The organism is Paraburkholderia sp. MM6662-R1 (assembly GCF_050436245.1).
In the GTDB taxonomy this organism is placed as follows: Bacteria; Pseudomonadota; Gammaproteobacteria; order Burkholderiales; family Burkholderiaceae; genus Paraburkholderia; species Paraburkholderia tuberum.
In genome coordinates this window covers 834,004-858,209 of sequence record NZ_JBNDLV010000004.1, presented here as the reverse complement: position 1 = coordinate 858,209, position 24,206 = coordinate 834,004, and the positions used below count along the sequence as shown (strand labels likewise).

General features: G+C 59.2%; 18 protein-coding genes and 3 pseudogenes. 7 read left to right on the top strand and 14 right to left on the bottom strand.

Annotated elements, in window-relative coordinates:
- Window positions 1-24 precede the first annotated feature (24 nt).
- Complete coding sequence (locus OKW39_RS33780) at window positions 25-1,026, top strand: cache domain-containing protein (RefSeq protein ID WP_429564612.1); 1,002 nt, start codon at window positions 25-27, stop codon at window positions 1,024-1,026.
- A gap of 21 nt (window positions 1,027-1,047) precedes the next feature.
- Here the strand turns inward: OKW39_RS33780 and OKW39_RS33775 are convergent, their stop codons facing one another.
- Window positions 1,048-2,277, bottom strand: coding sequence for an ISL3 family transposase (locus tag OKW39_RS33775; protein ID WP_429562555.1), 1,230 nt, complete (start codon window positions 2,275-2,277; stop codon window positions 1,048-1,050).
- 153 nt (window positions 2,278-2,430) lie between these two features.
- Between OKW39_RS33775 and OKW39_RS33770 the strand changes: the two are divergent.
- Window positions 2,431-3,990: pseudogene (locus tag OKW39_RS33770) on the top strand (EAL domain-containing protein); the annotation flags it as partial.
- A 490-nt stretch (window positions 3,991-4,480) separates the two neighbouring features.
- Here OKW39_RS33770 and OKW39_RS33765 read toward each other — a convergent pair.
- Together OKW39_RS33765 and OKW39_RS33760 are read right to left on the bottom strand one after the other, a co-directional pair.
- Window positions 4,481-5,200, bottom strand: coding sequence for a hypothetical protein (locus OKW39_RS33765; RefSeq protein ID WP_429564611.1), 720 nt, complete (start codon window positions 5,198-5,200; stop codon window positions 4,481-4,483).
- Window positions 5,201-5,549: 349 nt separating this feature from the next.
- A complete protein-coding gene (locus OKW39_RS33760; RefSeq protein ID WP_184046296.1) occupies window positions 5,550-5,852 on the bottom strand; it encodes a VF_A0006 family four-cysteine protein in 303 nt (100 codons plus the stop codon).
- Window positions 5,853-6,163: 311 nt separating this feature from the next.
- On the opposite strand from OKW39_RS33760, the gene OKW39_RS33755 reads away from it, so the two are divergent.
- The gene (locus tag OKW39_RS33755) at window positions 6,164-6,976 is read left to right on the top strand and encodes an IS5 family transposase (protein WP_429292797.1); all 813 of its coding nucleotides are present in this window, start codon (window positions 6,164-6,166) and stop codon (window positions 6,974-6,976) included.
- 313 nt (window positions 6,977-7,289) lie between these two features.
- On the opposite strand, the gene OKW39_RS33750 is transcribed toward OKW39_RS33755, so the two are convergent.
- Window positions 7,290-7,475, bottom strand: coding sequence for a hypothetical protein (locus OKW39_RS33750; protein WP_184046298.1), 186 nt, complete (start codon window positions 7,473-7,475; stop codon window positions 7,290-7,292).
- 1,124 nt (window positions 7,476-8,599) lie between these two features.
- On the opposite strand from OKW39_RS33750, the gene OKW39_RS33745 reads away from it, so the two are divergent.
- From OKW39_RS33745 to OKW39_RS33735, 3 genes are all read left to right on the top strand, one after another.
- Window positions 8,600-9,538 carry a nitrilase-related carbon-nitrogen hydrolase gene (locus tag OKW39_RS33745; RefSeq protein WP_184061622.1) on the top strand — a complete coding sequence of 313 codons (939 nt, stop codon included), beginning with the start codon at window positions 8,600-8,602 and terminating at the stop codon, window positions 9,536-9,538.
- 167 nt (window positions 9,539-9,705) lie between these two features.
- Window positions 9,706-11,022, top strand: a complete 1,317-nt coding sequence (locus tag OKW39_RS33740; RefSeq protein ID WP_429564610.1) for a hypothetical protein — start codon at window positions 9,706-9,708, stop codon at window positions 11,020-11,022.
- Window positions 11,023-11,356: 334 nt separating this feature from the next.
- Complete coding sequence (locus OKW39_RS33735) at window positions 11,357-12,013, top strand: 2OG-Fe(II) oxygenase (RefSeq protein WP_429564609.1); 657 nt, start codon at window positions 11,357-11,359, stop codon at window positions 12,011-12,013.
- Window positions 12,014-12,256: 243 nt separating this feature from the next.
- Here the strand turns inward: OKW39_RS33735 and OKW39_RS33730 are convergent, their stop codons facing one another.
- Both OKW39_RS33730 and OKW39_RS33725 read right to left on the bottom strand, forming a co-directional pair.
- Complete coding sequence (locus OKW39_RS33730; RefSeq protein ID WP_090810246.1) at window positions 12,257-12,901, bottom strand: hypothetical protein; 645 nt, start codon at window positions 12,899-12,901, stop codon at window positions 12,257-12,259.
- Window positions 12,902-13,284: 383 nt separating this feature from the next.
- Window positions 13,285-13,596: pseudogene (locus OKW39_RS33725) on the bottom strand (sterol desaturase family protein); the annotation flags it as partial.
- A 3-nt stretch (window positions 13,597-13,599) separates the two neighbouring features.
- Between OKW39_RS33725 and OKW39_RS33720 the strand changes: the two are divergent.
- A pseudogene (locus OKW39_RS33720) lies at window positions 13,600-14,076 on the top strand (transposase); the annotation flags it as partial.
- A gap of 168 nt (window positions 14,077-14,244) precedes the next feature.
- On the opposite strand, the gene OKW39_RS33715 reads toward OKW39_RS33720, so the two are convergent.
- The 8 genes from OKW39_RS33715 to OKW39_RS33680 all read right to left on the bottom strand — a co-directional run bounded on the left by OKW39_RS33715 (window position 14,245) and on the right by OKW39_RS33680 (window position 23,976).
- Window positions 14,245-15,966, bottom strand: coding sequence for a DUF6311 domain-containing protein (locus OKW39_RS33715; RefSeq protein ID WP_429564608.1), 1,722 nt, complete (start codon window positions 15,964-15,966; stop codon window positions 14,245-14,247).
- Window positions 15,967-16,555: 589 nt separating this feature from the next.
- Window positions 16,556-18,100 (bottom strand): alkaline phosphatase family protein, encoded by a 1,545-nt coding sequence (locus OKW39_RS33710; RefSeq protein WP_429564607.1) that lies wholly within the window; start codon window positions 18,098-18,100, stop codon window positions 16,556-16,558.
- A gap of 151 nt (window positions 18,101-18,251) precedes the next feature.
- Window positions 18,252-18,944, bottom strand: coding sequence for a hypothetical protein (locus OKW39_RS33705; RefSeq protein WP_429564606.1), 693 nt, complete (start codon window positions 18,942-18,944; stop codon window positions 18,252-18,254).
- Entirely contained in the window at window positions 18,944-19,426 is a 483-nt protein-coding gene (locus OKW39_RS33700; RefSeq protein WP_018423697.1) for a glycoside hydrolase family 108 protein, read from the bottom strand. Before OKW39_RS33700 ends, OKW39_RS33705 begins: the two co-directional genes overlap by 1 nt.
- 54 nt (window positions 19,427-19,480) lie before the next feature.
- Window positions 19,481-20,956: a tetratricopeptide repeat protein gene (locus tag OKW39_RS33695; protein WP_429564605.1), complete on the bottom strand. Its 1,476-nt coding sequence runs from the start codon at window positions 20,954-20,956 to the stop codon at window positions 19,481-19,483.
- Between the two features lie 286 nt (window positions 20,957-21,242).
- The gene (locus OKW39_RS33690; protein ID WP_184061632.1) at window positions 21,243-22,106 is read right to left on the bottom strand and encodes an ABC transporter permease; all 864 of its coding nucleotides are present in this window, start codon (window positions 22,104-22,106) and stop codon (window positions 21,243-21,245) included.
- Window positions 22,107-22,122: 16 nt separating this feature from the next.
- On the bottom strand, window positions 22,123-22,917 hold the full coding sequence (locus tag OKW39_RS33685; protein WP_429564604.1) for an ABC transporter ATP-binding protein: 795 nt from the start codon (window positions 22,915-22,917) through the stop codon (window positions 22,123-22,125).
- Between the two features lie 39 nt (window positions 22,918-22,956).
- A complete protein-coding gene (locus OKW39_RS33680) occupies window positions 22,957-23,976 on the bottom strand; it encodes an ABC transporter substrate-binding protein (protein ID WP_018423693.1) in 1,020 nt (339 codons plus the stop codon).
- Window positions 23,977-24,206: the final 230 nt, after the last annotated feature.

The window sequence follows — 24,206 nt, the reverse complement described above, 5'->3', positions numbered from 1 at the left end:
AGTTTTTAAAAGAGCCAGAAATATTTGCTCGACAAGGACAACCGGATCACGGACACCCAGGCGTTCGCGCAATTGACGCGGAGTGTGGTGCATCTGGTCCAGCAGGCTCCCGATCGAAATGGCCGGCCTTACTGGGGCAGCTATGACAACGGGGCCGGTCAGCAAGATCTCGGGATGGTGCGCGCCATCATCGACAAGAGCGACAATCGGCAGATCGGTAATCTGGTTCTAGTGATTCGCCCTGAGTATTTCTCATCGATTTTCAATGACGTCGCCGTGGGCAGTGGAACGGAGATCTATGTACTTGACGCCAGCAGCGACAAGCTGATTGTTCATGCCGACGGCTCTTCAATGAGCACCGACGGAAAGGCTGAACCGGGTCTGCTCGAAAGAATCACAAACGCCGATCCGCACGGCGAGCCAAATGGCTTCGTCGACTTCCATGGCAAGAATGGCGACCGATATCTCGCTGCATACACGGGTATCGCCGGCACAAAATGGTTTGTGGTCAGCACGATCCCGGAGAAGAAGTTGACGGCGGAGGCACAGTCCGTACGCGATCAGATCATACTAGTGGGCATTTCGGGGTTTTTGCTTTCGATCTTCCTCGCCAATTTCATTTCACACAGCATCTCTGTACCGCTCAAAGATCTGGTGCGAAGGATGGACGACACCGGTAGCGATGCAGGCGCAGAGGCGGAGGCATGGATGGACGCGCGCAGTGAGATTGGCGCAAAGGATGAATTGGGCAGATTGGCGCACAGATTCGAACGAATGAGTGCGGCGATCGGGCAGAAGATCCAGAAGATCAACGAGATCAACGCTTCCTTGGAGCAGACGGTCATCGAGCGAACGGCCGAGCTCGTCGCCAAAGAGCAGGAGTCGCGCACGTTGATCGAGAATTCACCTGACACGATCACGCGCTACGACCGGGAGCTGCGCCGCACCTACGCCAATCCGGCTTTCTGTGTCTCGGCGGCCCGCAGCCTTCGCGAATCGCTCGGCAAACGGCCCTGGCTCTTTTAAAAACTCAGTGGGTAATGCGGCTCACGAGGCATGCGGATTGAGTGCTGAGAAGTCGAGCTTGCCCGCGATGAGAAACAGCACGGTGCGCATGGTCTTGAAGCTGGCGTATCCCCGTGCCTTGCGTTTGGCGGCCTGAAACAGGCCGTTGATCGCTTCGATGAATCCGTTGGTCTGACGCGTCTGCGCCCACGCGATGATGCCGTCGAAATGACGACGGATCATGCGCGCGACGTCCTTCATGGGTTCGACTTTCGAGCGCATGACGTTGCCGCACCACCGGCGAAGCATTTTGGAGACGACGTGGATCTGTTTGCGATCGAGAATCTCGCGCAGCTGCTCGCGGTACATCCACGCACGCGCGGTGCGGTTGGTGGTGTACTGGCTGATCAGGGCCTCGAGATCGGTCAGTTGTGCGAGATCGAGCTTCCCGGCATCCTTGAGCAGCGACCAGCGCATACCCTTCAGCGACGGATCGGTTTTCTGCTGCGCGCGGCGCACGCCATCAAGCGCTTTGGACGCGTGCGCGACGACGTGAAACTTGTCGAAGGTCACCCGCGCATCGGGCAGATGCTCCTCGACGCCCTTGATGAAGGCGGGCGACATGTCGATGCTGACCGACTCGATCTGCGCAGGCGTTGCGTTGTGTTCCTCCAGGTGCCGGGCAAAGCGTTCGACAACGCCGGCATCTTTGCCTGGCGTGACGAAGACCACACGCCGCCCGTCCATGTCGGCGACCAGCGAAACATAGTCGTGGCCACGCCGGCACGAAGTCTCGTCAATAGCCACCGCAGTGACTTCGGACAGGTCAGTCGCGGCCACGGCCAGGTCCACGTAACGGTCACAGATGGCTTTCACCCGATGCCACGACAGGTTCACCACGCGTGCCACCGCGGCAAATGTCATCTCCCGGCACAGCGCCAGCACGAGTGCTTCAAACAGCAGCGTAAAGCCGTCCAGCTTGCCCATCCAGTCGGGTTCGATCAGGCGCACCGAGCCGTCCGGCAGACGTACCCGCGGCACCCGGACCTCCAGATAGCACTCATGTTGAAAGAAGTTGAGGTGCCGCAGCCGCTTGATCTGGGTGTCGTGAGCCGGGTGTTCGCCCGCCACACCGGGATATGGAAAGCGCGTACCCGCGACAAAGTCCACGGCAATGGTCAGCTCACGCCGCGCGGCATCGAAATCGACGCCTTGCACGTACCACGGCGCCTTGATCCCCAAGGCGGCTTCAAACAGTTGGGTCTGGTTCATCGGTTCACGTTGTCTTGCAGGGCTGGTTGCCGCATTCTGCCGCAACCAGCCCTGTCCCAGCTTACTTCTTCAACGCGCGTCAAGTATTCGCTTCGCCGGGCTGACGCCCGTACTTGACCCGCCAAACCAGCCACTCGGATTTTGAAAGAGGCACGGCCCTCAGAGATACCGGGCGGTGCCAACGCGCTGGCTTACGAGAAGAAGATCAGCGAAACCATTGCAACCGGGAAAAGTCGCCAATTCGAACTGAGATGGCTCAGTAAGGACGGACAGGAACAGTGCAGCCATATCAGGCTCACTCCAGAGATCGACGCGTCGGGCGAGGTGAACTCCGTGTTGGCGGTCGGTCGTGATTTGTCGGACCGGATGGCATTCGAGGCAACGATATGGAAACAGGCTAATTACGATGCGCTGACCCATCTCCCGAACCGCCAGATGTTTCATGCCCGTCTCGAGCATGAAGCCGGCGTGTCCCATCGCTCCGGGCGGCCGATGGCCTTGATGCTGATCGATCTCGACCGCTTCAAGGAGGTCAACGACTCGCTCGGACACGATATGGGCGACATCCTGCTGATCGAGGCCGCGAGGCGCATTACCTCGTGTGTGCGTGAATTCGACACGGTCGCTCGACTTGGCGGTGACGAGTTCACGGTGATTCTGCCCGAGTTGGACGACACCGGGAGCATCGAACAGATCGCGAAGACGATCATCGCCACGCTGACCCAACCCTTCAAGCTTGGTCCGGACGAGGCTTTCATTTCTGCGAGTGTCGGAGTCACGCTTTACCCTAACGACGGGACAGAACTGGATGTTCTCTTCAAGAATGCCGACCAGGCTATGTACGCGGCCAAAGCCGCGGGGCGCAACCGTTTCCACTACTTTACGCCCGAGTTGCAAGTGGCGGCAGAAAAGCGCCAGCGTCTCACGAGCGATCTACGTACCGCCCTGCAAGCCGAACAGTTCCGTGTTTATTACCAGCCTATCGTCAATCTGGCGACGGGCGAAATTTACAAAGCTGAAGCGCTAATTCGCTGGCTGCACCCTGTGCGCGGCACGATCAGTCCATTGGATTTCATCGCATTGGCCGAAGACACGGGGCTCATCGTTCCGATCGGCGATTGGGTGTTCAAACAGGCCGTGCGCCAGGCGCATCAATGGCGCCGACGATTTCATCCATCGTTTCAGATCAGTGTCAACATTTCACCGGTGCAGATTCGCCAGGACAATCTGGTGTGTATCCAATGGTCGGAATACCTCATTCGGCAAGGCATGCCTAGACAGAGCGTGGCAATTGAAATAACCGAAGGGCTGTTACTGGACGCCGAATTGAACGAGAAGTTGCTGAGTTTCCGCGAGGCAGGAATCGGGATTTCGATCGACGACTTCGGGACCGGTTACTCGTCCTTAGCCTATCTGAAGCGCTTCGACATCGATTATCTCAAGATCGACCGTTCATTCGTACAGAACCTCGGTTTCGACGGCGGCAATCAGGCGCTCTGCGAAGCAATGGTCATGCTCGCTCACAAGTTGGGATTGCAGGTTATTGCCGAGGGGGTCGAGACGACGGATCAACGTGATTTTCTCGCCGCCGTGGGTTGTGACTTTGCGCAAGGCTTTTTGTATTCGGAGCCGGTTCCGCCTGATCAATTTGAGGAGCGGGTGTGGCCGACAGCCAGGCAGGCGGCTCACCAAGAGGTGCGCGACGAATCGTGAGCTATCGCCGAACGAGTGTATGCCAGGTATCGAGAAACGAACCCTGGTCACGGTAGTCTCGAACGGTCGAAAAAAGTTCGACCTCAGTCCTCCGAGTTTTCGGGAGCAGCCATTGGACAGGTTGCGATCGGACGGGGCGCCAACGGCCGCAAAGGCCGGTCTCGCGACAGACGGACTCAACGCTCGAAAGTCCGTTTGCAGGCTTGAAGATACGCCTGAACGTGTATATCGAGGCATCGACCAACGGCGGCTTGTGGCCGAACCCAGTCCGACGTTTAACACGCCGAGTGAGCCGCCATTCATCAGTCCGCGTCGGGCAGAGGTCGACCCGTTGCCGCCGGTCGAGCCGTCCGGGGCGCAAAGGCAGGTTTCAGAGTCGAGCAGCAGCTCGGTAAGGCCACTCACGGATAGTAAGTCGCCCATTGCGGTCATCGGCTTACTGTCCCTCCAAACCAAGTATCCGCTTCCGCGACTGGCGAACTGCAACTGCTTACCCGACCTGGGCGCCAGGAACTGGCAAGTGGCTTAAATTGTAGCTAAGATCGTCGCCATCCTTAGGGACGAACGCGGCCCGCATGAATGACCGGTCATCTGGAATACTCGCGCTTGGGTAACTCACGTCCACGATGACTCCATTTGCGATTCGCCGTAACTCGTGCACGGTCTGTACTGCCCCGTAAATAAATTGTTCCTTGACCTGCCCGAGGATTACGTGATTGTCCTGGCACAGACGCGTATCACTGGCCGCTACCATTTGCGATAGCTTACTCTGTGGCTCGTGCGCGTTTTCGTTCTTGCGCACTAATCGACCTTCAATCAGCAACGCGGTGTAGTCGAGTTCCGCAAGGAATTCCCGAGACGCGATCACGAGGTTGTATCCGTGGGGTAGCTGCTCCGAGTACCGTAACAGGTAACAGTGCTGGCACAGTTTCAAAAAATCCGGATTTAGTTGCGCAAATAGCCCTCTATCCAGTGCTCGTAAGGAATTTCGGTGGGCTTTCTGTAGATGGCCGTGCACTTCAAGTCCCCGTGTCGCAAGCATCGTTTTAAAGTATTTCTCGACCGCCGTGCTGCCTAATACCGCGCCTTGCTGAAGTAGCCCGTTTAAGATCAGCACACGGGCGGCGATGTAGTCGTTGAAAGCGTCGCCCCAGAATCGAATTACGCGCTCGGTATATTGTGGCTTCACTAGTCTTTCTTTTTGTGCCACGCCTGCCCCCTCGAAGACCTATTTTGATGATCGAGACATTAACACGAGCACGTGGTCGGAATCCGGCGTCACTTCCTTTGCATCTTCTAGGAATGAGCTAACCGCGGCTGAACGCGCCGTTAGCTTGTTGCGGCGTGGCGTTGCTCACTGAGTCTGTGCGAGCTGCGTCGCGAGAGCAGACATAACCTAGCGTCGATGATCGTGCAGCGAATGACCGCTTCGGCCGAAATGCTTCGCTGGGCATCCGGCCGGTTTCGGAGGCGGATTCAACCGGTCGATGCAACACAATGAACGCAATCGAAATTAAATCTTGCGAATCTCAGGGCTGCAATCGTCAATGGCGTCCGCCCTACATCTGATTTTGACGTCGGCATGCATGCAGTATCTCGTTGACCGCAAATGCTCCTCTCACGGTCTGCACATTTTGCAGGACACACAGGTGATACGCTCTTTCGCGCGGCAAAAGCATTGCGCCATTTCTGTAAATCGCGTCGCACGAGTTGCTGATCTGGCGAGCCGCAAAGCTGCTCTGACTGTTTCCCAACGAATGCAGAATGCATTGATCGTAGTCTGGATTATCACTACCGTACGCTAGGGCCGAGAGCGGGGTGGCGAGCGTGATCGAGAGAAACAGATAGGCGAGTTTGAGCATGATTGCGACCAAGACTCAGGGATATAACGGCGGGCAGTTACCGATTATCAGCGATTCAGGCGTCAGTGTCGAATGACCGGTGGTGGCAGGGCCGAGTCAAACACTCGGCCCACCTATGTGAATGCCTCAGACCGACCCTCAACGGCCAGTCACGGTGCGCGCTCTCACTGGCAGAAAACTGACCGGTCCGTACGTCCAAGTGGCATTTTCGGGAACAACTATTCGACTTAGCCGCCGCTGGCCGGTCGCCACACCGACGGCGGCTTAGACGGTGTTAGGAACTTCCGGTCAAAACCTGGTACCCTGGAGGGATGACAAGAGAGAAACGTAAAGCCTACCCGACAGACGTGTCAGACGAAGAATGGAGCTTCGTAGCAGCGTATCTGACGTTGATGGATGAGAGTGCACCACAGCGTAAATACGAGTTGCGCGAGATGTTCAATGCGTTGCGCTGGATGGCTCGCGCTGGGGCTGCGTGGCGAATGCTGCCGACCAACTTTCCGCCGTGGGAACTCGTGTACCAGCAGACGCAACGATGGCTGGCGGCCGGCTGTTTCGAGTGCATGGTGAGTGATCTTCGTTCGATCATCCGTGTCGCGCAGGGGCGGCAGGGGCAGCCCAGCGCGGTGATCCTTGATGGCCGTACGATGCAATCGACATGTGAGAGCGGTCCACGCGCAGGCTATGACGGCTACAAGCGCAAGCGTGGCAGCAAGGTGCATATGGCGGTCGACACGCTGGGTCAGTTGCTCGCCGTACACGTGACACCGGCCAACGAGCAGGAGCGGGCACAGGTGGCAGAGCTGGCGCGCCAGGTGCAGCAGGCAACGGGAGAAACCGTGAAAGTGGCCTTTGCCGATCAGGGTTACACGGGCGAAGCTCCTGCGCAGGCCGCGCGCGCTCAGGGAATTGATCTCCAGGTGGTCAAGCTCGATGAAGCGAAAAAGGGTTTCGTGCTGTTGCCACGTCGATGGGTGGTCGAGCGCAGCTTCGGATGGCTCAACCGCTTTCGACGCCTCGCACGTGACTACGAACGCTTGCCCGAAACACTCGCTGGTCTGCATTTTGTCGTCTTCGCCATGCTTATGCTTGTCCATGCAATCCCAGTACTTCGAAGTTCCTAACACCGTCTAAGCCAACAAGGTGCTGGGACCTGCGTCGTCATGGTGTTTCGAGTCCGCGGTCCGCGTGGGAGTCCGTTGTTTTGCGAGGAGAAAAGTTGAGCACGCCTGGTGAGGAACCGGAAGCCTGGTACCTCATCGATCGTGAACAAGAAAACGGTCGTAATGCCCTCAGAAAGAATGCTCACGCTCACAACAACCCGTCGAGTTGAGGCGGAACGGTCGGTATCGGGGCAGCGCAGATAAAGTCACCGGAAGCGAATTCAAAGAGGCCCTCGTTGGCGGGGCCTTGAGCTACGAAATCACCGTGTTTCTGTTAGTACGTCACAGAAGTCCCACTGCCAGTAAAACTGTGCTGGGTAGGAGCGTCATTTGCATAGTCGCCAACGGCCTGGATGATGTTCACGATCTGCTGCGGCAACCTGCCGCCGCTGACGGCGGTCATTGCAGTACGATCCATCTCAACGGCTACGGGGAGGTCTTTGATTACCAGCGCGTTCATTTCGATTCTCCAAGGGTAAATTAGTCAGTCAGGAATGTCAGAGCTTGTTTTGAGGGTGTAGATACTCCTCGATGAGGATCAAGGCAAAGTGCGTGCCAAACGGTGGCACCGCGGTAAGCGATCACACAACTAGTTGAAAATATTGGATTTTTAATGGCGACCAGTGCGAATTGGTAGACAGACATGCGCGCTGCGACCGGTGGGTCGGATCCAACTCTCCGTCTGGCGCTGTGGGTTAGATCGCGACACATGCGGTCCGCCTCCGTATCCCGTGTTTGTACGATGTCCTCGAGGCTTAGAATCCGATCGAAGCCTGAGGACAATGAGTCTGTCGCACGGCCGCTGAGGGAAACGCCGATTCGCTCCGCGGCTTTCCTCGTTTCAATGACGGGAGACGCTGTCAGTCAGCGAGACATTGCCCGGCTCTTCGATGTCTATCTGCACAAGCCGTTCTCCTGCCAGGCACTCATGCAGGTCATCGAAGACGCTCGCTGCAGCAGCGATGCGAATACTCCCCAAGCCGCCTGGACTAACTGTTGTCGACTGAAGCGCACACAACCCATAGTCGGAGGTTCAACGGCAAGCCTCTTCCGGGTCACGGAGCAAAGCGAGCGGCAGCTTTCAGCATGAAAGCGACTTTTGAATGTCTGGCCGAGTGAGCGGGCGACCGGCTGAACATGGCCGAGAGCGCCAGTTCAAATGAAGGTCGCGCAAAGCGGGCGTGAACGGCACCGTCTGTTTTTCCGTATTCAAGGGCGCGGATGAGACAAGCGTGCCCCACTACACAGGCTAATCCAGCGTCGAAAGGCTTCTGCGAGCCGTCTGTGCATATGGCGAATGGCATATAGCAGGGAGTACCGCCGCGTCTAAACTGAAATTGCCGCCACATCACGATCACGACTTTTCTCTGCCCACATTCCGACGTGTCTGGGTCCTCCGGCGCAGTTGCCCGACTCGACGAACCAATCCACCTGCCTTTGTCATCCGCTGAAAAGGGCGTAGAGACGGGCTGGCTGACGGGCGTTCAACGATGTGAGATCTGAACGATGGCCAAAAAAGTCTATGCGCGCACCAATTCTCGCCCTTTAATAAAGTGAACTAACGCCTTTGAACCGGAGGTCAGAATGGAGCAAGTTCTGCGTGCAGCGGTCATGCAAACGGGATCGGCCATGTTCGATGTCGAACGAACGCTGGCCAAGCTCGAACGTGACGTAGTCGCGGCGTCGAAACTCGATTCGCAATTGATTGTGTTCCCGGAAGCCTTCGTATCCGCCTATCCCAAGGGACTGCATTTCGGCGCTCCCGTCGGCGAGAGGACGCCTGAAGGCAGAGAGGACTATCGCCGGTACTTTGACAGCGCCATCGAGGTGCCATCCGTGTGGACAAATCGAATCGCGCAGATCGCAGGCGACCTGAGGCAATACCTGATCGTCGGTGTGATTGAGCGCGATGGCGGTACGCTCTACTGTACTGTCATCTTCCTGGCGCCCGATGGAATACTGCTGGGAAAACATCGAAAGCTGATGCCCACAGCGGCCGAGCGGTTGATCTGGGGGTTTGGCGACGGGTCGACGCTTCCCGTATTCGATACGCCTTTCGGTCGGCTGGGTGCGGTGATCTGTTGGGAAAACTACATGCCGCTTTTGCGCATGGCCATGTACGCGAAGCGAATACAGATTTATTGCGCGCCGACAGCGGACAGTCGGCCCACCTGGGTTGCTTCAATGCAGCACATTGCGATGGAAGGCCGCTGTTTTGTGCTCTCTGCGTGTCAGCATTTACGGCGTCGCGATGCGCCGGACAACTATGCTGCCGTCCAGGGCAACAATCCGGATACCGTTCTCATGCGTGGCGGCAGTTGCATAGTGGGACCACTAGGAGAGGTGCTTGCCGGGCCCGTGTTCGATGAAGACGCCCTGCTTGTTCACGAACTGGATCTCGCTGACCTCGCAAGGGGAAAGTACGACTTCGATGTCGTAGGGCACTACGCACGTCCGGATATATTCCGCCTCCATGTAAATGAGTCGGTTACCCCACCCGTCGTTTTTGAGCAGAACCGTTGATTGCGCCTCGTCGGGCTGTTTCTCCGAAACGGCCTCGCACGGATGCCTAACGTCGGTCGCGACATCACCGAGGACATTCGGTCTCAGTATGCATTTCATTGCGGCACTTCACCGTGCCTTCCTGAAACAAGCGAATGATGCCCGGTTCTCGGGCGATGGAGGACGCTATGTATTCCTTGTTGCCAATATTGGGACCTGATCCTGACGCCCCCGTGAGCGCGGAAGCATACTCATTGGGTAATGATGGTCAGGCAGCCGGAACCACATTTGTGAACGACGAGGGGCAATCGCGGCCGGTTGGCGCGCAATGGCTAAACGGCTGGCTTACCTCTACCCTTGCGCCTCCGAATCACACGACCCTCTGGGGTATCAACGACGGCCTTATCGCTGTGGGCAGCATGACAACGGACAACTACGCAACCGAGTCCGCCATCATCGTCGACGCCGGGAATGTGACTGACCTCTCGAACCTGGTCGCGCCGATCTCATGGGCGGCCGATGTTAACGATCAGGGGGTCGTTTGCGGCGGCGGCACTAACGGAGAGGGTTTCCTGTACAGCGTGCCCGCAAACCGTCTCGTTGCCACTGTTCCGGCGCTTAATCTTGCCGTGATAAACAACCAGGGAGAAGCAGTTGGCTTTAGTGATTCCGGGAAGCCGGGAGTACATAGCGTCGCGAGCGGCACCACAAAGATGCTGGATGCGATGGAAAGCGCGTACGGCATTAACGACGCCGGGGTAGCCTGCGGAGCAGCCGGCACGCCGCCCACATACAAGGCCGTTCCGGGAACGTGCGACACACGGCAGGCGACGCCGGTCTTTCAGCCTATCCCGCTGCCCGCTGGAGCAACCGAGGGTACTGCAACGGCAATCAACAACAGTGGTGATGTGGTCGGCAGTTGCGTGTTTGACGATCCGTCGTTAAACAACGGCTTTCATTTTGGAGCTTTTCTCTATCAAAACGGAACGACGACGCTTCTGGACAAGCTGATTTCGGATCCCGGATGGCATCTGGAGGTTGTGTTCGATATCAACGCTAGCGGACAGATCATCGGGATGGGGAAGCAGAACGGCACTGTGACGGCTTTCATGCTGTCACCCACGACGAGCTGGCCATGGTGGCATTTTCCGTTGCCGGTACTTGTAGGGCGCCTTCTCGGGGGTGTGGCCGATGACGCAGGTGGTTCGCTAGTTCTTGGCGGAAGACCGATTCCAATCGATCCGTGGGGCCCCTGGCTGCAACTACAGCCGGAAAAGCGCGATGCGCTCATTGCACTAGCGATCGACGAGATCGCGAGTTCTATCTTTGACGAAGCGACGCGCGTGCAGGTGCGAACGACGTTGGTTGAAGCCGCAACCAGCCGCCTGAAAGGTATGAATGTCAGACGCGGTCGAACCGGACCGCGGCAAACCTCGAAACGAAACGCGGAGATTCCCAGAAAGCACGGGCTTCCAGTGAGCTGGCTAAAGAAGTTTGGCCGCTAGCGTCAACCTGGCGGATTCAACCGGTCGATGCAATAGCTCGATCGAATCGTTCAGCCGGTGTTTCGTAATCCAGGGTCTTTCGTGGTCGCTCGTTCAGCCTTCGTCCCACTCGTGTAGACTGCGCGGTTGTCCCAACAGATCGACCACCTCGACCCGGCTCTTCCTCCTGGGTCCGGCGTGTGTCAATGCCCGCGTTCGACGCGCCCCCGACAACGCTTGATGGTTTTGACCAGCTGGTAGCAGACCCGAGCGAGTACTCGATCGAGCCGCCAGCGGAAGAACAAATAAAACGGATGCATTTCTGGAACACCCCCTGATTGAAGCGGAAATCGAATTGCTGGTTGATTGCCTGATCGGCGACGCCGCGCCGGACGAGGCAATCGATGTCCCGTCGAATTCCCGATCCAGCGAATTCGACATCGCGACACGCGCGCTCGCCGTCGACGGCTGGTGTGTCGTGTCGAACTTTTTGTCACAGAGCCAGACGCAGGCCTTATCGACCGAATGCATGGCCATGCACGACGCGCAGCTGCTGACACCAGCCCGTGTGGGGGCCAATCGCGCTGCCACACTTTTGCGCGGCGATAGCACGCACTGGTTCCAACCCGACGCGCTGAGCACGCGGCAGCAGGCGTTCGCCGATCGCATCGACGCGCTACGGAACGCGCTCAACCGCGACCTGTTTCTCGGTCTGGTCGATAGCGAATCACACTACGCGGTATATCCGCCAGGTGCCGGATACGCACGCCACCTCGACTGCCTGCGTAACAGCGACAGCCGCGTGATTTCCGCTGTGTTCTACCTCAACGAAGCGTGGCAGGACGCCGAGGGCGGCGCACTGCGGCTATACCTTGCCGATCAGTCTTATCACGACGTCTTTCCGCGCGCCGGAACGCTGCTCTTGTTTCTCTCGGCGGAGTTCGAACACGAGGTGCTGCCCGCCACGCGCGACCGCATGAGCATTGCATGCTGGATGAGGCAGCGGGTGTAAGCCGAACCGCGTGCGCATCTGTGGTTAACGTCCAGGATCGCGCCCTTTCGGATCAGCTTGACAATCAATTGCCGGATTTCGTTAGTGCCCAGTGCGGCATGGTGCCGATGGCATACGCGCGAAGCCAACGCCGAGTCACGACAATGTGGCCGAGCTCGGAAGCTCAATCAAGCCGTGAGCCCTCCTTTCGCCCCCGTCACCCCGGGTGCAGCAGACGCGGGAACAGAGTCCCCAAAAAGTAGCTCAGTGTTGAAGATTTTCCTCGCAATCTTCCCAGTACCGAAGCGGGTCGCGATGTTGTGGATAGTGTAAGTTGAGCCACTCTGACAACCTGGCCCAATCGGGATGGTTGGTACCAGTTTGAGCCGACCAGATCGACGACCTCTCAAGTACTTGACCGTTCACGCGATCACGGACGAGCAAGCTGCCCAGTCCGCTTGAACTGTTCGTCTGTGACTCAACCAGATACCGCGGCAGAATCCTGAGCTCAGCATCCTCGGCCCACCCGTATATGGCGCGGACCACGCCGGACGGATCTCGCAACTCTATGGGTCCGCTTTCCGGGCGAACGGCTGTCCAACCTTCAGGAAACTCAGTGACAACCTCGTTTTTACCTTCCCTTACCCACTTCGCGCGCCATGCCCTCGCCATCGACTCGCGCATGCGAGATACCGACTCGTAGGCAGCAGGCAACTCGATCGCCATCGGAAGAGTAATGAGGTTGTCTTTCCAGAGTTTGGCTTCGTCGTCGACGCGCTCGACCTCGTCGAACACCCCTGCATCGAATGGGTTCTCCGGCCGGCTCGATACTTTCACGTTCCCATTAGGCAGACCCTCGAAAAGGCGCTCAGCATCATGGCGGGTAAGTTTCGTCTTTCCTTTCTTCATTGGGCTCTCTGCAACAAGGTTGTCGCTAACGCGTAGGCCATAACGACCGAAATCGGGCGCCACTTCCTCTCACGCGCGTTTGAAGATGCTCACGCTCCTATTCTGCGCTATTCGCATGGTATACCGGCTTGCGCGGCGGCAATGGCGCGGCTTATGCCGCCGCTCCTGCCGCCGGACATCAGACGGGTCGATCCTCGCACAGGATCAGAGGATGAGCGGACGGGCGTCTAACGACTTCTCGCGAAGTCTCCTTCTACCACAACAGCGGTTATCGAATGGAAGGAGGTGGCAGAATCCGGGCAACTGAACTGCCGTACACGACCCACTTGCCCGCTCAGCCTAGGTTCGTAAGCGGCCGCTCTCCGCCGGCTGATATCGGACGGTTATTGCGGTCCCTCGGCGAAGTGCTGCGGGTTAGCACTACGCCTCAGGTCTTCGGTTGTCTGCCCGCTGCCATCAGGCCGCCAACCAGGCGGCTTGAACACATAGCCACACGCCTCGCGCAAAGAGTGCGCCGTTCGCAGATCGCGCCACGATGCACGCCAGTGGTCGAACTCGATAGTCAGCAGGTTATATGTCGTCATCGGTCGCACCAGCCCAAAGCGGCACGGCGTGTCGCGCTGTTCAGCTATGTAGGTGCCAAAGAGTCGGTCGAACACGATCAGCACGCCACCGTAGTTTCCATCCAGATATTCATCCCATACGAGTTCGGTGTGAAAGTGTCCATTACTACGACGCACAAGGAGGGCCTGGTGATCGGCATGCGCTCGATGCCGGGCAATCCGTACGACGGTCATACGCTGGCTGAAGCGCTGGAACAGGCCTCGATCGTGAGTGAGGCGAAGCCCGAGGTGGCAATCGTAGATCGCGGTTACAAGGGTGTCGCCGTCGACGACGTGAAGATTTACCACCCGGGCCTGCGGCGGGGCATCACACGCGGACTACGCGCGATGATCAGACGGCGAAGTGCAATCGGGCCAGCCATCGGCCATATGAAGACAGACGGAAAACTCGATCGCAACTGGCTCAAGGGCGCGCTCGGCGATGCGATGCACGCGGTGTTGTGCGGCGCCGGTCACAACCTGCGGATGATCCTGAGGAAGCTGCGGCTTCTTTGTGCCTTCATTCTCGCTGCCCTGATTAACCGCAGCATTGCCGTGACCCCATCGCCGTAACGCCCGTGGTCGGCAAAACGAATTGTTCAGGACGGACCAGCTAGTCGCGGGTGCTCCCCAAGCCCTCGTCGCGACGTTTCACGCGTACAGCATGACCATCCGGAACAGGGACGCGGGGAACATTTCAGATGGACAAGCCGTACCTATAAGATAATTGACGAACTTACATTACTTGTTCGCCAATGCACCGCACGACGTCGTGCATCCATGCCAACCCGGTGCGATTACGTCATAGTTGTCGACTGTTCCGACAAATCCATCGCCCTTGAAATTTGCCTTGGCTGTCGCCCAGCTTTGCGGGGTATGGAACACGTAAAGCGTGTCGGGCGAATAAGTACCGTGCTCGATCGTATCCTGCAATTGCGCCTGCACCTGGCCGAGCTTGTCGAAATCGACGCGCGCAAGATTGCCGCCGTTGATCGTCATCTTTGCATTAGACGCCATGAACGCAATCGGGGCATAGGTGTAGCCGCCATCTAGCGGCATGACAAACGCGATCCGCTTGTACTGCCGGGGCACCTCTTTCCAGAAATCGGACGTGAGGGACGGGGTCCACTGCTGCGTCCATTGGCTTCTGAAATACTTTGACGCCTTGATCAGATCCGTGGCCTGGAAGACCACGAAGACACACAAAAGAGGAACTACCCATTTTCTGGGCGAGAGTTTGATGAAGCGAAATAGCAGAAAGACAATAGCCGCATAAAAAACCGGCCAGATAAAGCGACCCGAGGCGCGGAATGTCGACGTGAATCCTGTCAGGAAGGCCGGCATCGGGTACTGGAACAGCTCATGGCGGCCGCCGAGAGAGACCCGGTTTGACAGCGCGAACAGATAAAACAGCGCGCACACGAAGATCAGTGACGCGTGCGTGCCCCAGGCAATGGGCGCGTTCTTGCGATGTTTTATGATCAAGACCGCCGTCGTCACGAAGAGCAGTAAGACGCCAGCACCGATGTAGCAGAAACCTTCGTAATCTCCGCCGAGGAATCCATAGCTGCTCCAGATCGACCAGATGGCCTCCGCCCGGAACGGCGAGGTCAGGGTGACGCGATAGGTGCCGAATCCCCCCGACACGACGCTTCTGACCGTGTAATAGCCGACCGACCAGGTCGTGATCAAAACCGCAACGGCAAGACACGGAAGCTCGACAGCCAATTGCTTCAATCTTGCGCTACCGGGCGCAAGCAGGCGTACCCGATCGGCAAACCAGATGCCTGCGACCATGGCAAGCAAATAGGCGTGAATCGATGCGGTCACGCAAATCAACAGAATCCAGTGCCACATCCTGCCCCGGTTGGTCAGATAGAGATATAGCGCGGCAAGCAGCAGCCAATGCCCTATCAGGGCCTCATGTCCGTGAAGCCGCCAAAGCATAGGCGGAGAGAGTGTCAGAAGTGCGCAACCTAGTGCTTTGATCACGTTGTCCGTGGTGCGCAGCGACAGGATCGCCCAGGCAAAAACGGCCTGTAAAGCAAAGCAGGCGGCGATCCATAGCCCAAAATATTGAAATTGGTCCGGCAGGACGCCGCGAACCAGCTTGAACAGGATTGCGAGCAACGGTATTGAATCCGAGAATACGATCGAGCTACCGATGACTTCCCCGTACCCCGGATTCAGGCCTAAGGGGAATTGCAGATACGGACTATGACGGAAAAAATTCCATCCGACGTATTGCTGCGGGGCGTCACCGTCGCTCGACATAATCCAGTCCACACGAAGCGGATTCAGCCCGTGTCCGCCCGTGAACGCCAGGAAGACGATTAAGCCGATAGCGGCCGGAATCAGGACGTTCCGAATGCGGAATAAGTCAGTCATTGTTAATGGAAAGTCTAGGTCGTATTGATGGTGAATGTAACGCAACTGGAAAAACGGTAGCGATGAATCGAGCAAGCCGGGAACCTGATGGCAGTGATATCCGAAGCCGCGAAGATTAAAAGTCTGGTAGCGGCATGGCGGCGGGGACAGTCGCCGTAACGCCCGTGGTCGGCAAAACGAATTGTTCAGGACGGGCTAACTACAGATCCTTCCTGCCTCCAGCGACGGTGGAGAATGGTAATCGTGAAGACTTTGTTTGGTCTAGAACCAACCCTGACTATCGACTTGCGGACAGCACAAGGCGAACCGTCAGGATGTCCGGCGATAGCTCGCTCACCAGCATTAAACCGCGGGTTATCGTTTAAGCAGTCTGAAACCGGGCCAGCAGCGGCCGTTCATCCGGATCTGCCGACCGACCGAAAGTGGCCGTTGTCCGCGCGATAGCGCTTGTCGCCGGGAAAATAGCCGGCGGCGCTGCGCTGCGGCGGTCCGAACCGAAACTCCCAGTTTCTATGGCACGATTCACCGTCCGCTTCACTGATACCGTCACTGCCAACCGGCCACTGCGTCAAGACGATTGAAATAGTCGAAGAAATCCAAAGTCCCCGATTTCACGAACTCTGGCATCCGGCAACGTTCCGCACTACCACCGCTTTGCGGCGTGCTATTTCTCCGAGACCGGATTGACGGGCGAGGCCGTTTCTTCCGCATCGTTTCGCGCGATGCCCGGCGTCGCCTCACGGACCGATTGCCGCAAACGCGTGAACGCCTGGCTCGTGCGTGCATCGCGTTGGTCGCGTGCGTCGTAGAAGTCCTTGCTGAGCCACTGGCCGAGACTCATCATCAGCGAGCCCAACGCGCTCTTGAAGCGCACCCATGCGTTGCCGGTGCGCGCCAGTTGCGCGGCCGCCTCGACCGCCTCGGCGGCGAGCCGGTCCAGTTCCGCGTGCAGATAGTCGGCGAAATGATGCAGGCCATGCTGATTGCCATTCGACGATTTGCGTTCCAGTTCGACGTGCTGCGCAATCAGCGATTGATTGGGCACGCGAATAAACGGCGGCGTATCGGTGCGCGCGCCGCCGCCACGGCGAATCGCCACACCGAGGTTCGCGGACGCCTCGGTGCGCTTGCCGAGCGGTGGCATTTGCCACTTGTCGCACAGGTACTTCAGCAGGCTGCAATGATCGAATCGTTCGTTGCACACGCCGGCTTCGCACCACGGTGACACCAGGATGGCGGGAACACGCACGCCGAGTCGTTTGAAATCGAAGCTCGCGGTGTGGTCGTCGGGTGCGAGCACGTCGGCCGGCGGCGATACGTGGTCGTAGAAACCGCCGTGCTCATCGTAGAGGACCACCAGTAACGTGCGTTCCCACAGCGCCTGATTCGAGCGCAGCGCATTGTAGGTATCCGCGATCAGCTTCTCTGCCTTCATGATGTTGTGCGGCGGATGATCGTCGTTCTGCGCTTCGCCGAAGTACTTCGGCTCGATCAGTACGAATTGCGGAAACTGACTGGCGGGTCCCGCTGCGTCCCCGAAGAATTTATCGAAAGAGCGGTAATTCGCGAGGTTTTCCGCGCGTCGCTGGTTCTTCAGCAGCAACGAGGCGGGGAAGTCGTAGAAATAGACGCTCCACGTTTCGCGCGCGGCGTTCAGCCGATCGAAAATCGTGTCCTGATCCTGCTCGGTGTACCAGTGCGGATTGAGCCCGTCGAGTCCCGAAGGCATTTCGATCTCGCCTTTCGACGTACCTGTCAGCGCGAAAAAACGGTTGGGCCACGTCGGCCCCGGCAATGACGAGAACCACCGGTCGCAAACGGTGAATTGCGAACCGAGCGTGTGCAGCGCGGGCAGAAAGCCGAGCGGGTAATAGCCCATCACCTCTTGCCGCGCGGCGAGGCTGCTCTTCGGGTAGTCGTTCACGAACGTACGCACGAAACCGCTGTTGTCGGCGGCGATCTGTTCCATCACGGCCTTGTGCTCGTGATTCGGATCGTGCTTCATCTGCCGCTCGCGCGTTTCACGCGGATAGAAGGTGTGGCCTTGACCGTCGGCGTTCGATTTGCCGGCCGCGTTGCGCACGCCGTCCAGTTTGTCGTGCACGGCGTCGAGGCAGCCGAGCATCTGGTCAAACGAGTGATTCTCCATCAACAGTAGCACGACGTGTTCGATCGGATCGTTCTGCGCGTTCTGCTCGACGTCACTCATCTTTTATCGCTCCACTCGGGACGGGATGGACTTCGCGTTGCCAACTTAGCGCAAAACGCGCGCCGGCGAAAGAGCCCTGCTTTGATGCGGACATGCACGCGACGGTCAATGTACTTCGTCGCGTGCATGATTCGCTTAACGTAGCATCGACTCAACTGCCGCCCGAGAAGATCGGACCTTGCCCGCCCGGCGCGAACGATGGGAAGTGGTCGCCGGACGGCGCGGCCGCCGCCGGTGCGTGCGCTCCCGACTGCGACGCCGGTTCGCGCAACGTCAACGCGCTATCGGCCGTGACCGGCACGCTCGGCTTCGCGAGCAGCTCGGTCTTGCGCATCGAGCCGACCGACGTGCCGAAGTAATAGCCGATGATGCTGATCCACGCGGTTCCCAACGCGCCGACGATCACGTTGACGAGATCCTTGTTGGTACCCGGCAAAGGCTGGAACGCCATCAGCAGCAAAATGCCGAAGAAGCCGGTGGTGACCGCCATCGCGAGCACCTTCGGGACCCAGTCGCGATTGGCGACACCCATCGCGCGTGCATTCGCGGTGTCGCTCGTGGCGATGCGGGCCATGTCGGCGTCGTGCGCGAGGCTCGCCTGCGCGGCCGTCACCATCAACTGCTGCAATTGCAGCGAATTCGCGCTTTCGGCCTGGCGAAGTTTTTCGAGTGCGCCGGGGTCGTTCAACGCGGGTTCCACGAAGGCCGGGTCGCTCGGCGTGCCGAGCGCGTGCGAGATGATCGCGGCGGCAGCGGTCACACCGAGGCCGACCGGCCCCCCTACGAGCCCGGCGAGAAGCGGGGCGGTGCTATTGATATTCTTCGCAACTTTAGACCAGTCCATCATGCTGCTCCCAGGAGAAGATTGGCTGCCATGCGTTCGGTCCAGCCGCGGCTGAAATTCGGCCACGAATGCAGGTTCCGCAGGTAGCGCAGACGATACGCGGCGAAGCGCATCACGAACTTCATCGGATCGGCGTTCTTGACCGCATCGAGCGTGTCGGGGCCGAACTTGCCGTCCTCCCTGGCGCCGGACGCTTTCTGCATCCACAGCACGACGAGGCCGCCGTTGTAGTTCGCATCGAAAATCTGGAAAGCCACGCGCGGATCGAGTTCGTCGAGATGCAACGGGTCCCAGTACCTGCGCTTGGCGATCTGATGGGCGGTATCGAGCGGCAGGTCTTTCATCGCGCCGTTATAGCCCTCACTGCGCGCGACGCGCGCCGTCACACCCCACATCGTTTCGCCGCCTGGATCGGCCGGATTGAAGCTGTACCCGCCTTCGTTTCCGATCAAGGCTTTGAATGCATCTTCGAAGCTGTCCATCGAACTGTCTCCTGTTCGGCTGTGTTGCCAACTCAAATGGCGAATGCGCGCGGCTCAGGCCGCTCGCATCGCCCGTCCTACGGCGTCGCTTACCGTATCGAGCGAGGCCCGAAGCGGGTACGACGTCATGGGATTCGAAACGGGCTTGACGTGCAGGTCAGGCCTCGATGTCCGGGTGTCGGCTTCGTCGGGCGATGCGTTCGTCGATAGCGCCAGCTCGCGTTCGCGCGCCGACAACGTGCCGGCGTCGCGCTGCAATGCCTGTGCATACTTGCGCGCGGCCTCGCGCAGCGCGCCTTTGTGTTCCAGCGCGTGGCCCCATTCCACATAGGACGGCGCAAGATCGGGACGCAACGCGACGGCGTGCGACAACTTGTCGATCGCTTCGTCGTCGTGGCCGGTTTTGACGAGCGCCTCGGCCCAGTCGTGCAGCGTGTCGACGGAGTCGGGGTTCATCTTGGCAGCCTGCCTGAATGCTTCGAGTGCTTCGCGATCGTGCTTCTTCGAATGCAACAGCACGTCGCCGAGCAGTCGCAGGTTTTCAGCGGTGCGCGACTTTTCCTTCGCGCCGGCCCGCAGTTCTTTTACCGCATCGTCGATGCGGTTTTGATGTTCGAGTGCAATGCCGAGACTCGCGCGCAGCACCGCCGAGTGCTTGTATTGGGTCAATGCTTCGCGGATCTGCTGCTCGGCTTCTGTCGAGCGCTGCTGACTGTCGAGCAACCACGCCTTGCCCGCGACTGCCCATTGGGCTTGCTCGGATGAGGGCAACGCGAGGACTTCGTCATAGATCCCGACGATCTCGCGATAGTCACATTGCGCGAGCGAGCATTTGGTCCTTTGCACCTGCGTGAACAGATGACTGGCGAGGATGTTAGATTCGGCGAGGCGCATCGCCGTGACGGCGATGTCGCGCACGAGCTTTTCGAGGTCGCGCCCTTCGAACGGCACCGTGCTTTCGCGGCCGTTGAACGGTCCGTGTTCTATCTGCACGTGCGCGACGTATGAATCCGCGCTGTTATTCGTCTTCGTGATGCCGATGTGCACGGCGACATCGTCGCGTTTGAGCACGCCTTTGATGAAGCGCACCGTCGTCGCATACGACATTTCCTGACCCGGAATCTGGATGTCCTGTTGCGCGTCGTTGCTGGTCATCGTGTCGTGCGGAATCGATTCGGCATCCTGGCCGATTTCCTTCATCGCCGACATGATCCGCTCGGCGAGAAAGTTCGCCGTATAGCCGCGCTCGGTCAACGTTTGCGGTGTTTCCACCGGCGGTACCAGCAATTGACGCGCGAGCACGCCGCGCACGACGAGACAGATGGAACCGATCGTCAGTAGGATGAACAACCAGGGCAAGACATACGGCCAGAGGCGTTTCGGTCCGCGGCCGATCACACCGGCGGTGTGCAAGCCGAACAGCACGAATCCGCTCGAATGATGACGATCGCGGCGATTCGCGGTGTTGGCGCGCATGAACGGGCCGCCGTACCCGTTGGTTGACCGGCGTTGACTCTGTGCACTCGACATGACTCACCTCGCTTCGATCCGCGATCGATGTTGGCGATCGCCCGACTTGCGCGGTGGAGTACGCATCGAGCGTGCCATAGCGCATGGAACGGGCGGGCAGCCGGATGTTGGCTTCTGGTGGGGGATTGAAAGAAAGAAGTGTTGCGAGGTGGCCAACGTATTGCGAAAAACAGTTTGCTGGCGGGAGACAGGATGTGCGTTAGCAAATAAAAATGCCGCTCAGTCCAGAAGACTGAGCGGCATCGGTGAAGCGAACTACTGTTTGTGGACTCTGAGCTGCCGTGGCTTAAACCGAACTCGGCCGCCACTTCAACAATCGACTCTCCACCGCGGTCAGCAGGTAGTCGGCGGCAAGCGCGACCACCGCCAGCACGATCATCGCCGCGAACACGCCGGCCGCATTGAACGCGCCCTGGGCGGTGGAGATCAGCAAGCCGATGCCCTGCTTCGAGCCGAGAAACTCGCCGACCACCGCGCCGACCAGCGCGAAGCCGAAGCTCACGTGCAGGCTCGCGAGAATCCAGCTGAGCGCCGACGGAATCACGACCGAGGTCGTCACCTGACGGCGCGACGCGCCGAGAATCTGCGCATTCGCGATCATGTAGCGATCCGCTTCGCGCACGCCTTGGAACGCGTTGGCGAACACGACGAAAAACACCATCACGACCGCGAGCGCGACTTTCGATGCCATGCCGAGCCCGAGCGCGATCACGAACACCGAGCCGAGCACGACGCGCGGGATCGAGTTGGCGATCTTGATGTAGAGGCTGAACACGTCGGAGAGCAGCTTGTTGCGGCCGAGCACGATGCCGCAGAAGATGCCCCCGATCGAACCGATGATGAAGCCGAGCCCCGTTTCCTCGAGCGTGACCCACACCTGCGTGAGCAGCGGCCCTTGCGAGGTACCGTTCACGAACCAGTCGACGATCTGAGCGAAGATCTCGGTCGGCATCGAGAAGAAGAAAGGGTCGATCCACTTCAGGCGCGCGGACAGTTCCCAGCCGCCGAGCACGACCACGAGCAGGAGAATGCGCAGCGAAATCACCAGAACCTGGCGCTGGCGGATCTTCTTCTGCGCAATACGCTCGACGTGAGCGAGCGACGCGGCGTCGATGCCCGAGGGCATCATCTGTTGAGAGGGTGTAGACATGTTTGCCGTTCCTTGATTAACCGATCTGCACTTCTTCGCGCAGGTCATGCCAGATATCGCGCGAAATTTCGATGAAGCGTGAGTCGTAGCGGATCTCCGATGTGACGCGCGGTCGCGGCAGATCGATTTCGTAGACTTTCTTCAGCGTGGCGGGGCGGGCAGTTAGCACGAACACGCGGTCGGCGAGCGCAATCGCTTCTTCGAGGTCGTGCGTGACGAACACGACCGAGCCGGCGCCGCCCCACAATTGCAGCAACTCGTCCTGCATCAATGTGCGCGTCTGCATGTCGAGCGCCGAGAACGGCTCGTCCATCAGCAGGATTTCCGGCTTGTTGATGAAGGTCTGCGCAAGCGCGACGCGCTTGCGCATGCCGCCGGACAGTTGATGCGGATAGTGCTTGCCGAACTTGTCGAGGCCCACGCGGCGCAGCCATTCGTTCGCTTCGTCGTAAGCGGCCGATTTCGAGCGGCCGCGATACAGCGGACCCGCCGCGACGTTGTCGAGCACCGAGCGCCACGGAAACACCGCATCGGCCTGAAACACGAAACCGATGCGCGGATCGATGCCGTCCACCGGCGCGCCCATCACGCGCACTTCGCCGGTGGTCGGCTTCAGCAAGCCGGTGATCATGCTGAGCGTGGTGGACTTGCCGCAGCCGGTCGGGCCGACCACCGCGACGAATTCGCCGCGTACCACCGACATGCTGAAGTCGCGCAGCGCGATCGTGGCCTTGCCGTCCGGGGAAATGAAACGGCACGACACGTTGCGCATTTCGATCGCTGGCGTCTCGCGTGACATAGGTTGATTCATCGGCGGGTGCCTCGCAGTTCTGTGAAGATGAAAGAAGCGTTACTTCGACGCGGTCTTGACCGGCGCCGACACGTAGTCGTTGGTGTAGGTCTTGGCGAGATCGATATGCTTGCCCTTCACCGACGGATTGAATGCGGACAGCACCTTCAGTACCGTATCCGGGCCGTCGGCGGGCATCTTGCCGTCCTTCGTGAACATCGGCAGCGACGCCTTCAGCGCGTTCACGTACAGGTCCTTGTTGTTGCCGTAGTAGTCTTTCGGCATCTGCGCGGCGATGTCCTCGGCGCTATGCGTCGCGATGTAGTTCAGCGTCTTCGCGAACGCATGCGAGAGCTTCGCGGCCTCGTCCTTGTGCGCTTCGGCCCACGCGCGCTGCACGTAGAAACTCGAAGCGGGGTAGGTGCCGCCGAGCGCGGCGCGCGTGCCGTCCACGTTGCGCATGTCGACCAGCACCTTCGCGTCGCCGGTCTTGAGCAGTTGCGAGACGGTCGGCTCGGTGGTCATGCCGGCGTCGATGCGGCCTTGCTTGACGGCGGCGATGAAGCTGTTGTCCGCGCCGACCGGCAACATCGTGTATTGCGTCGACGGCACGCCCGCGCGCTGCGCGAGGTACTGCGTGAGGAAGCTGGTCGACGAACCGAGGCCGGTCACGCCGAGCGTCTTGCCTTTGACGTCGGCCATGCTCTTCAGCGAATCGGCCGCCTTCGTCGAGACCATCTCTACTTCGCCCGGCACCTGGCCGAAGACGACGAGCGCCTGCACTTCCTTGCCCTTGCTCTGCAGGTCGATCGTATGATCGTAGAAGCCGACCACGCCTTGCACCGCGCCCGCGAGCAGTTCGTTCTCCGCATCGACGCCGGCCGGCTGCGACAGGATCTCGACGTCGAGGCCTTCGTCCTTGAAGTAACCGAGCTGCTCGGTGAGCTTGGCCGGCAGATAGATGATCTTGGTGGCGCCGCCGACCATGATCGTGATCTTCTCGGCGTGAGCGGCGGCCGATGCGGCGGCAAGGGCGAACGCAACTCCTGATACAGCGGCAATCTGGCGCAAGGTACGCATGAAGCAGTCTCCTTAGGTGGGTCGCCGCGACCCCGTGGTGCGCGGCGCTTTTCTGGGTCAATGGGGGCGATTATAGAAACGCGAAACCTTCTGGCAGCTTTCGGGGTTTGGCGCGAAACATGGGTGTTAACCCGAAAATGCGCCGAAAATGCGCCGACATTGCGCGCGGATCGGCACCGCGCTCGCGGCGGGCACTGGACGTATGCGGCACACCACACGGTATGCGCGCG

Bases quoted from the DNA above. Each gene is read 5' to 3' on its own strand.
- OKW39_RS33775 (WP_429562555.1), bottom strand. From the start codon at position 2,277: ATGAACCAGACCCAACTGTTTGAAGCCGCCTTGGGGATCAAGGCGCCG.
- OKW39_RS33760 (WP_184046296.1), bottom strand. From the start codon at position 5,852: ATGCTCAAACTCGCCTATCTGTTTCTCTCGATCACGCTCGCCACCCCG.
- OKW39_RS33755 (WP_429292797.1), top strand. From the start codon at position 6,164: ATGACAAGAGAGAAACGTAAAGCCTACCCGACAGACGTGTCAGACGAA.
- OKW39_RS33750 (WP_184046298.1), bottom strand. From the start codon at position 7,475: ATGAACGCGCTGGTAATCAAAGACCTCCCCGTAGCCGTTGAGATGGAT.
- OKW39_RS33745 (WP_184061622.1), top strand. From the start codon at position 8,600: ATGGAGCAAGTTCTGCGTGCAGCGGTCATGCAAACGGGATCGGCCATG.
- OKW39_RS33740 (WP_429564610.1), top strand. From the start codon at position 9,706: ATGTATTCCTTGTTGCCAATATTGGGACCTGATCCTGACGCCCCCGTG.
- OKW39_RS33730 (WP_090810246.1), bottom strand. From the start codon at position 12,901: ATGAAGAAAGGAAAGACGAAACTTACCCGCCATGATGCTGAGCGCCTT.
- OKW39_RS33710 (WP_429564607.1), bottom strand. From the start codon at position 18,100: ATGAGTGACGTCGAGCAGAACGCGCAGAACGATCCGATCGAACACGTC.
- OKW39_RS33705 (WP_429564606.1), bottom strand. From the start codon at position 18,944: ATGGACTGGTCTAAAGTTGCGAAGAATATCAATAGCACCGCCCCGCTT.
- OKW39_RS33700 (WP_018423697.1), bottom strand. From the start codon at position 19,426: ATGGACAGCTTCGAAGATGCATTCAAAGCCTTGATCGGAAACGAAGGC.
- OKW39_RS33695 (WP_429564605.1), bottom strand. From the start codon at position 20,956: ATGTCGAGTGCACAGAGTCAACGCCGGTCAACCAACGGGTACGGCGGC.
- OKW39_RS33690 (WP_184061632.1), bottom strand. From the start codon at position 22,106: ATGTCTACACCCTCTCAACAGATGATGCCCTCGGGCATCGACGCCGCG.
- OKW39_RS33685 (WP_429564604.1), bottom strand. From the start codon at position 22,917: ATGAATCAACCTATGTCACGCGAGACGCCAGCGATCGAAATGCGCAAC.
- OKW39_RS33680 (WP_018423693.1), bottom strand. From the start codon at position 23,976: ATGCGTACCTTGCGCCAGATTGCCGCTGTATCAGGAGTTGCGTTCGCC.